This window comes from Cyclobacterium qasimii M12-11B, from assembly GCF_000427295.1.
GTDB classification, from domain to species: Bacteria; Bacteroidota; Bacteroidia; order Cytophagales; family Cyclobacteriaceae; genus Cyclobacterium; species Cyclobacterium qasimii.
This window is the reverse complement of record NZ_ATNM01000145.1, coordinates 1-6,851: the sequence shown is the minus strand read 5'-3', so window position 1 is coordinate 6,851 and position 6,851 is coordinate 1. Positions and strand designations below refer to the sequence as shown.

Here is a 6,851-nt window from a genome sequence, read left to right as displayed (position 1 = left end):
AGATCTTTTTGTGGCAGCTTTTGCAGGAATTCTTACCCTCTATCTATTTAAAGTGTTAAATTTGCAAACTTTAAAGAAAGCAGTTGATTTGGATCTTTTGTTGATTCTTGTTTGTTCGCTTTCTTTGGGATTGGCTTTGAATAAATCAGGAGCAGCTAATGTACTGGTGAATCTATTGATCCAGATGACAGAAGGATCTGGGGTGATGATTGCTTTAGTACTATTGTTTATCATGACTTTAATTTTAACAAGTTTGATAACCAATGCGGCAGCAGTGTCGATTATGTTTCCAATAGCATTGGAGTTGGGTAATCAATTAGAGCAGCCCTTGACACCCTTCTTTGTGGCAATAGCTTTTGCTGCTTCTGGGGATTTCATGACCCCAATTGGTTACCAGACCAACTTGATGGTAATGGGCCCAGGGAATTATAAGTTTAGGGATTATTTTATTATTGGCTTTCCACTTACTTTGATTTATTCGGTAGTGGTATTATGTTTTATTAATTGGTATTACCTATAATTTATAAAAAAGTGTGTAGTTAATTTCATTTTCCTAATGCGTGAAAACATTCATCCATCTGTATTTAAGGTAAAAGGGGAGCACCGTAAAAAAGCCCTTTGCCAACAGCCAAAATTGATTTGGTTTACGGGACTTTCAGGTTCGGGTAAATCTACTTTGGCAAATGCTACCGAGGATGCATTGTATAGAATGGGGTACCATACTTATCTATTAGATGGAGACAATATAAGGACGGGATTGAATAAAGACCTTTCATTCAGTAATGAAGATAGGATAGAAAATATTAGGAGGATTGGAGAGGTAGCTAATTTAATGTTGGATGCAGGATTAATTGTGATTTCAGCCTTCATATCGCCATTTATTTCAGATAGGGAAATGATTAGGGGATTGGTTGGAGAAGATAATTTTCTGGAAATTTACTTGAATTGCCCACTAAAAATATGTGAAGAACGAGATGTTAAAGGCTTGTATAAGAAAGCCAGACAAGGTCTGATTAAAGATTTAACTGGGATTGGTTCTCCTTACGAGCCTCCTGAGTCTCCATTTGAAGTGGTTCATACAGGGGAGGAAAAGATGGAAGACTCAGTAGAAAGATTGGTAAAAAAAATAAATAAAAAATAAAAATTTGATATGACACAATACTATTTATCTCATCTGGAGGAGTTAGAGGCAGAGGCAATTTTTGTTATCAGAGAAGTTGTTTCTCAATTCGAAAAACCAGCCTTGTTGTTTTCAGGAGGTAAGGATAGCATCGTTTTAGCTCATTTATCGAGAAAAGCTTTTTATCCATCAAGAATCCCTTTTCCACTGATACATATTGATACGGGACATAATTTCCCTGAAACTATTGCCTTCAGAGATGAACTGGTGAAAGAACTTGGCGTTCAACTAATCGTTGGTTCGGTTCAAAAGAGTATAGATGATGGCAAAGTAAGGGAAGAAACAGGCGCCAATGCTAGTAGGAATGCATTGCAGACTGTCACTCTGTTGGATACCTTAGAAGAATATAAGATAGATGCTGCCATGGGTGGTGCCAGAAGAGACGAAGAGAAAGCCCGTGCGAAAGAACGTTTTTTCTCTCATAGAGATGAATTTGGACAGTGGGACCCTAAGAACCAAAGACCTGAATTGTGGAATCTTTTCAACGGTAAAAAGCATATGGGGGAACATTTTAGAGTTTTCCCAATTTCAAACTGGACAGAAATGGACGTTTGGCAATACATTCAATCCCAAGACATTGCATTGCCTTCATTGTATTTTTCTCATCAGAGAGATTGTGTGGTTAGAGATGGCGTTATACTTGCCAAATCGGATTTTGTTCAATTAAAACCGAACGAGGAGATAAAGAATTTAACTGTAAGATACAGAACCTGTGGGGATATGCCTATCACTGGTGCTGTTGAATCTGAGGCGGATGACCTTGATAAAATCATTGCTGAAGTGGCGACTACCAGGACTACTGAAAGAGGCACCAGGGCAGATGATAAAAGGGGAGAGACAGCCATGGAGGACAGGAAAAAGAGTGGTTATTTTTAGGAATAAACAACCCATATATCCCAGCCGATTAGAGGATATGCTTTTGATAAATGGTTCACATACTCTTTAGTGTAAGGACCTTAATTATCAAGATTTGCGGCAATTTTGAGATTTATAAAAATTCTAGTGAAATAGTATACATACAATATGAGCATACAGGAAACCAATCAATTGTTAAGATTTACCACTGCGGGATCTGTTGATGATGGAAAAAGTACCTTGATAGGTAGATTGCTTTATGATTCGAAATCTATTTTTGAAGATCAGATTGAAGCGGTGAAAACTTCCAGTGAGAAGAAAGGATTTGATTATGTAGATCTTTCTCTGCTCACAGATGGTTTGAAGTCTGAAAGAGAACAAGGGATTACTATTGATGTAGCTTACAGGTATTTTGCTACCCCTAAGCGAAAATTTATAATTGCAGATACCCCTGGCCACATTCAATACACCAGGAATATGGTGACGGGTGCCTCTACTGCAAACCTTGCAATCATATTAATTGATGCAAGAAAAGGTTTGTTGGAACAAACTTTCAGGCATAGTTTTATTGCTTCCTTATTGAAAATCCCACATGTTATTGTATGTGTAAACAAAATGGATTTGGTAGATTATGATGAAGAGGTTTACCAGAAAATCATAAAAAGTTACAAGGACTTTGCCAGCAAAATGGAAATCAAAGACATTCATTTTGTTCCCATTTCCGCACTTAATGGAGACAATGTGGTGGACAGGTCTACTAATATGAAATGGTATGAAGGACCTACCTTACTTTATCTTTTAGAGAATGTTCACATTGCATCCGATTTCAATCATATCGATTGCCGTTTCCCAGTGCAAATGGTAATTCGTCCTCATACACATGAGCATCAGGATTTCAGAGGTTATGCTGGCAGGATTGAAGGGGGAATCTTCAAACCTGGGGACGAAGTGAAAGTTTTACCTACCGGCTTTACTTCAAAAATAAAAAGCATAGAGCTAGATGGAAAGCCAATTGAAGAAGCTTTTTCTCCCATGTCTGTAACAATGACCCTGGAAGATGAATTGGATATCAGTAGAGGCGACATGTTGGTTAGACCCAATAATATGCCTAGCGTTTCGCAAGATATCAATGTTATGATTTGCTGGATGAGTACTAAACCATTAGCTGGTAGGACAAAATTATTACTAAAACATACTACTCAGGAATGTCAGGTAATGGTAAAAGAAATTCTTTATAGGGTAAATGTCAATACCCTTCATAGAGAAGAAGGAGTAGAGCAAATAGGTATGAATGATATTGCCAGGATCAGTATCCGATCTTCTAAACCTTTGTTTTTTGATTCCTATAGAAAAAACAGACAAACAGGGTCAATCATTTTAATCGATCCAAATACCAATGAAACGGTAGCTGCAGGAATGGTGATCTAATGTTTTTTTAATCCCTGATAGTCAGTTATACTAAAACATTATCCGTTGTTGTTGACGGATAATGTTTTTTGTTTATTGACATAACAATTTGGAGATCGTTTTGCTTTTATTCGAAGTTCATGAAAATAGACGAAAAACACCTTACTGAAATAGCCCTTGTAGCCGCAAAAGCAGCCGGACAAGAGATATTAAAAATCTATGAAAGTGCTGATTTAGGCCTTGAATATAAGGCGGACGAATCCCCACTTACAAAGGCAGATTTGGCGGCGCATCAGAAGATTTCTGAGTACCTCTTGACAACCCAATTGCCCATACTTTCGGAAGAAGGCAAGTGTATTCCTTATAGTGAAAGAAAAGATTGGGAATTTTTCTGGATGGTAGATCCTTTGGATGGGACAAAAGAGTTCGTTAAGAAAAATGGTGAATTTACTGTCAATATAGCATTAATACATAAAGGCGTGCCTGTTATGGGGGTGGTTTATGCCCCAGTTTTAGATTGGATGTATTGGGGCAACAGCCAAGGAGCTTGGAAAGCCAATGGAAGCGGTGCTCCTTTAAAACTTCTGGAGAAAGGCAATAAATCAGTAGAAACGATTGTAGCTTCTCGGTCACATTTGAGTATAGAAACACAGGAAGTTATTGACAAATACCCAGGGGCAGAAGTAATTAGTATGGGGTCTTCACTCAAATTCATGCTTTTGGCAGATAATAAGGCCCAACTTTATCCTAGATTCGCACCTACTATGGAATGGGATACTGCTGCTGCTCATGCAATCCTTCGCGCTTTAGGGTATGACATAAAAAAGGTGACAGCCAATGAACCATTGGATTACAACAAAGAAAACCTTTTGAATCCCTGGTTTATAGCTTCTTAACTTCTTCTTTTTGATTTGTCAATTAGTGAAATCTTTATTTCATTAGAATAATGAATTTAGATTGTTTTTTATTTAAAATAAGTGTTAAAAGTTTGATTTTTAGTCGTTTATGGTAAAAACTCCGACTATATGAAGTAAATGTAGGGCTGGATTAATCTCCCTTTGATTTAATAAAACTACGAGAAAATGAGGTGGCTGACCACTATAGTGCATATTCTTTGAGTAGGTTTGAAGGAAGGCTATAATAAAAGTATTGTGTTTTTGAAATCCCTACTTCTTACCTACCTAGATGGCCAAGGTCAATTATTGGCTTAATCTTTATTTCTAGTATCATTTAATGGATGATTTTGAAAATTAAATGTTTAATTGTTTTAGTTGTGAAGTACATTTTTTTAATTGTGAAATAAAGATTATATTATATAAGCGTATCCTTGTCAATTATTTAAAATTTATTGGAAAACTTATAGAAATTAATAATATCTTTACCTAATATTCAAGCGATTGTAATGTTAAAACCCAATATTCCAGTTTTCAGATAGTTTTTCTAAAAGAGGAATCAACCAAATAGTTTGTTTATAAGTAAACTTAAAGCAGCGTCATTACCTATGTTGATTGGACTAATTCTTGTTTTATTTTTTATAGGTTTGGTAATATCAGTTATTAATGTGCTTAGGTTAAATAAAATTGTGGATTTGCCTTTTTATTTAAGCCTTCTTTTTAAAGAAATTAATATCACGACTGTTTGGAGGCGATTTTTGACCTTTGGTTTTGGGTTTATGTCGAACCTTAAATCAACACAGATTTTAAATAATACACTACCAAGTAAAGGTGATTTAGTCAAAAGTCATTGTCCAACTGTTTAAGTCTTCTATAAACTCATGATAAAAGGAATCCAAAGATTAAGCGTATAGAATTAAATTTTAGTATTTTAGTATAATTTTTAATAAGTAGAGTAAAAGGGTAAGATGAGGTTCACCCTGATTTTATAAATGTTTTAAACTATAAGAAATGAAAGTCCAGAATATTTGTTGTATTGGTGCAGGTTATGTTGGAGGTCCAACGATGGCCGTAATAGCAAAAAAATGTCCAGATATTAAAGTTACTGTAGTAGATATCAATGAGGCACGTATTGCAGCATGGAACGATGAGAATGTTGAAAACATACCAGTTTATGAGCCAGGTTTACCGCAGGTAGTAGCTGAGGCAAGAGGTCGTAATTTGTTTTTCTCTACTGATGTGGACAAGGCAATCGATGAGGCTCAAATGATCTTTATTTCTGTAAATACACCTACAAAAACATATGGTGAAGGAAAAGGACAAGCCGCAGATTTAAAGTGGATTGAACTTTGTGCCAGACAAATTGCCAGAGTGGCAAAAGAGAAGAAAATAGTTGTAGAAAAATCTACACTTCCTGTTAGAACGGCTAGTGCTTTAAAAGACATATTAGAACACACAGGAAATGGTATTAACTTCCAAATTCTTTCCAACCCTGAATTTTTAGCTGAAGGAACAGCCGTAGAAGATTTAATGGCTCCAGACAGGGTGCTAATTGGCGGTGATCAATCTGAAGAGGGGCTGAGTGCAATCAATTCATTAGTCGAGGTGTATGCAAGATGGGTACCAAGAGAAAGAATACTTACTACTAATGTATGGTCATCTGAATTATCCAAACTAACGGCTAATGCTTTTCTTGCACAGCGAGTATCTTCTATCAATTCTCTTTCAGAACTATGTGAGCATACTGAAGCAGATGTGAATGAGGTATCAAGAGCAATAGGAACTGATTCTAGAATTGGGCCTAAGTTTCTTAAGGCATCAGTAGGTTTTGGAGGCTCTTGTTTCCAAAAGGATATTTTGAATCTTGTTTATATCTCTCGTTCGTATGGCCTTGATGAGGTTGCGGATTACTGGGAGCAGGTGATAATAATGAATGATCACCAGAAAAAACGATTCGCTAAAAAAATAATTAAAAATTTATACAATACAGTAAGTGGTAAAAAAATAGCCTTTTTAGGCTGGGCCTTTAAGAAGGATACCAATGATACCAGAGAATCAGCTGCTATTTATGTTGCGGACCACCTATTAAATGAGCAATCAAAAGTATCTGTTTTCGACCCTAAAGTGACTGAACAACAAATATATTCTGATTTGGATTATTTAGGTAGTCGTAGTTCTGAAGAAAACAAGGAGTCTTTAACGGTAGTCAAAGATCCTTATAAAGTTTGTAATGGCGCACATGCTATTGCTGTCCTTACTGAGTGGGATGAGTTTAAAACATACGATTGGCAAAAGATCTATGACAATATGCTAAAACCTGCACATGTTTTTGATGGAAGAAATATTATGGATAAGAAGGCCTTACAAAATATAGGCTTCCAAGTACATTCCATTGGTAGTGCTGATGACAACTAAAAGCCCTATCAGGCTAAGTGATCAGGAAGTGAGAGGAGGAATCTTTTAACTCTCATTGTTCTGAATTTTGAACCAAAAAAAAGGTGAACGAGAAATACGTT

Annotated in this window: 6 protein-coding genes; all 6 read left to right on the top strand. The window is 36.1% G+C overall.

The genetic code is table 11. The features are described from left to right. Positions 1-520: SLC13 family permease (locus ADICYQ_RS18805; protein WP_200861912.1), on the top strand; the 520-nt coding region annotated here is incomplete at its 5' end. Between the two features lie 36 nt (positions 521-556). Further along, complete coding sequence (gene cysC / locus ADICYQ_RS18800; RefSeq protein ID WP_020894165.1) at positions 557-1,141, top strand: adenylyl-sulfate kinase; 585 nt, start codon at positions 557-559, stop codon at positions 1,139-1,141. A 9-nt stretch (positions 1,142-1,150) separates the two neighbouring features. Then, on the top strand, positions 1,151-2,056 hold the full coding sequence (cysD, locus tag ADICYQ_RS18795) for a sulfate adenylyltransferase subunit CysD (RefSeq protein WP_020894164.1): 906 nt from the start codon (positions 1,151-1,153) through the stop codon (positions 2,054-2,056). Positions 2,057-2,203: 147 nt separating this feature from the next. Further along, positions 2,204-3,463: a sulfate adenylyltransferase subunit 1 gene (locus ADICYQ_RS18790; RefSeq protein ID WP_020894163.1), complete on the top strand. Its 1,260-nt coding sequence runs from the start codon at positions 2,204-2,206 to the stop codon at positions 3,461-3,463. Positions 3,464-3,582: 119 nt separating this feature from the next. Further along, the gene (gene cysQ, locus ADICYQ_RS18785; protein WP_020894162.1) at positions 3,583-4,338 is read left to right on the top strand and encodes a 3'(2'),5'-bisphosphate nucleotidase CysQ; all 756 of its coding nucleotides are present in this window, start codon (positions 3,583-3,585) and stop codon (positions 4,336-4,338) included. 1,008 nt (positions 4,339-5,346) lie between these two features. Beyond that, positions 5,347-6,750, top strand: a complete 1,404-nt coding sequence (locus ADICYQ_RS18775; RefSeq protein WP_020894161.1) for a UDP-glucose 6-dehydrogenase — start codon at positions 5,347-5,349, stop codon at positions 6,748-6,750. The last annotated feature ends 101 nt before the right edge of the window (positions 6,751-6,851 follow it).

What these genes read in the sequence shown, in the direction of transcription:
- cysC (WP_020894165.1), top strand. Translation starts at nt 557, where the DNA reads ATGCGTGAAAACATTCATCCATCTGTATTTAAGGTAAAAGGGGAGCAC.
- cysD (WP_020894164.1), top strand. Translation starts at nt 1,151, where the DNA reads ATGACACAATACTATTTATCTCATCTGGAGGAGTTAGAGGCAGAGGCA.
- ADICYQ_RS18790 (WP_020894163.1), top strand. Translation starts at nt 2,204, where the DNA reads ATGAGCATACAGGAAACCAATCAATTGTTAAGATTTACCACTGCGGGA.
- cysQ (WP_020894162.1), top strand. Translation starts at nt 3,583, where the DNA reads ATGAAAATAGACGAAAAACACCTTACTGAAATAGCCCTTGTAGCCGCA.
- ADICYQ_RS18775 (WP_020894161.1), top strand. Translation starts at nt 5,347, where the DNA reads ATGAAAGTCCAGAATATTTGTTGTATTGGTGCAGGTTATGTTGGAGGT.